The 2,006-nt window shown below is 72.0% G+C and carries 2 protein-coding genes; both read right to left on the bottom strand.

Going from position 1 to position 2,006, the window contains the following annotated elements:
- Nucleotides 1-222: 222 nt before the first annotated feature.
- A complete protein-coding gene (locus VFM98_RS00810) occupies nucleotides 223-1,101 on the bottom strand; it encodes a sugar phosphate isomerase/epimerase family protein (RefSeq protein WP_325107983.1) in 879 nt (292 codons plus the stop codon).
- 2 nt (nucleotides 1,102-1,103) lie between these two features.
- A partial coding sequence (locus tag VFM98_RS00805) for a DUF993 family protein (RefSeq protein WP_325107982.1) occupies nucleotides 1,104-2,006 on the bottom strand: 903 nt, incomplete at its 5' end.

Below are 2,006 nucleotides of genomic sequence, written 5' to 3'. Positions count from 1 at the left end.
GGTGATCGAGGAGGGCGGCCAGCTCTCCGGCGAGATCGAGGCCGGCACCGGCCCTCGCCCCGCGCAGCAGCCGGCGGCCCGCCCGCCGCTGCAGCAGGTGCAGTAATCCCGTCGTCCCCGCGCCAGGCGGGGAAGCCCTGGGTCCCCGCCTGAGCGGGGACGACAGGTCCCGTCACCCCCGCGGAGGCGGGGGCCCGGAAAGCGCGCAGCGCGCGCTCCCGGTCAGACCACCGTCTTGTGCCGCGCGATGCAGGTGTCCAGCACCTCGCCATGCGGCCGCTTCCACCAGTTGCCGGTGGAGAAGATCTCCACCTCGCTGAAGCCGGCGAAGCCCTGCGCCTCCACCCAGCCGCGGATGCGCGGGATGTCGATCACGCCGTCGCCCATCATCCCCCGGTCGTTCAGCAGGTCCGCCGTCGGCGTGAGCCAGTCGCAGACGTGGAAGGCCAGCAGGCGCTTGCCGCCCGCGCGCCGGATCTGCTGTTCCAGCTTCGGATCCCACCACACGTGGTAGACGTCCACGGCGACGCCCAGGCTGCCGGACTGGTAGGGATCCAGCTCGTCGCAGACGTCCAGCGCCTGCTCCAGCGTGTTGATGCAGGCCCGGTCGGCCGCGTACATGGGATGCAGCGGCTCGATGGCCAGCGGCATGTCGGCCGTGCGGGCGTATTCCAGCAGTTCGCCGATGCCGTCGCGCACCTGGTTGCGGGCCAGAGCGAGGTCCTTGTGCGCCGCCCGGCCCTGCAGCGCGCCGGGCAGGCCGCCCACCACCAGCACCAGGCAGCTCGCGCCCAGCTGCGCGGCCTCGTCCACCGCGCGCCGGTTGTCGTCGCGCGCGGCCTTCAGGCCCGCGGCGTCGGCCGCCGGGAACATGCCGCCGCGGCAGTAACCGGAAAGCTGGAGCCCGTGGTCGCGCACCATCTTCGCGATGTTCGTCACGCCGGCCGCCTGCACCTGGTCGCGCCAGGGCGAGATCGCCCGGATGCCGCGCTCCACGCAGGCTTCGATGATGCGCGGCAGGGGCAGCTCCTCGCCGCGCGACTTGCGCACCGTGGCCGTGTTGATCGACAGCCAGCGGTGGTCCTGCGAAAAATCCCGCATCGTCACGCCACCCCGTGCAGCGCCAGCAGCGTCTTCATGCGCTGCGTGGCGAGCTCCGGCTGCTCCAGCAGGTCGGCCGCGTCGGCCAGGCGGAACAGCTCGGCGAAGTGGGGCAGGCTGCGCGCGCTCTGCTGGCCGCCCACCATGGTGAAGTGCGACTGGTGGCCATTGAGCCAGGCCATGAACACCACGCCGGTCTTGTAGAAGCGCGTCGGCGCCGCGAAGATGTGGCGCGACAGCGGCACGGTGGGGCCCAGGATGGCGTGGAACCGCTGCAGGTTGCCCTGCGCCAGCTCGCCGAGCGCCGCGCTCGCCGCCGGCGCGATGGCATCGAAGATCCCCAGCAGGGCATCGCTCTTGCCGTGCACGGGCTGCTCGCCGTGGCCGTCGCCGGCGATCAGCTCGGCGTAGTTGAAGTCGTCGCCGGTGTACATGCGCACGCCAGCGGGCAGGCGGCGGCGCATGGCGATCTCCTTGTCCTTGTCCAGCAGCGAGATCTTGATGCCGTCCACCTTGGCGGCGTGCGCGTGGATGATGCCCAGCGCCGTGTCCATGGCCGCGTCGATGTCCTTGGCACCCCCGGCAGCAGCTTGACTGCTGCCTCTCCAGTAGCCGGCCAGGGCCGGGTCGAACATGTCGCCCAGCCAGTGCAGGATCACCGGCTGCCTGGCCTGCGCGAGGATGCGGCCGTAGACCTTCTCGTAGTCGGCCGGGCCCTGGGCCACGCGGGCCAGCGCCCGGCTGGCCATCACGATCAGCCGGCCCCCCAGCTTCTCGATGGCCTCCATCTGCTCCTCGTAGGCGCGGATCACGTCGTCGACGCTCTTCGCATCCTCGGGCGCGAGGTGGTCGGTGCCGCAGCCGGAAGCGACCAGCGCGCCCGGCACGTCGCGCGCCGCATCCAG

Source organism: Ramlibacter sp., assembly GCF_035706265.1.
Taxonomy (GTDB): domain Bacteria; phylum Pseudomonadota; class Gammaproteobacteria; order Burkholderiales; family Burkholderiaceae_C; genus Ramlibacter.
This window is presented reverse-complemented; position numbering and strand designations above follow the sequence as displayed.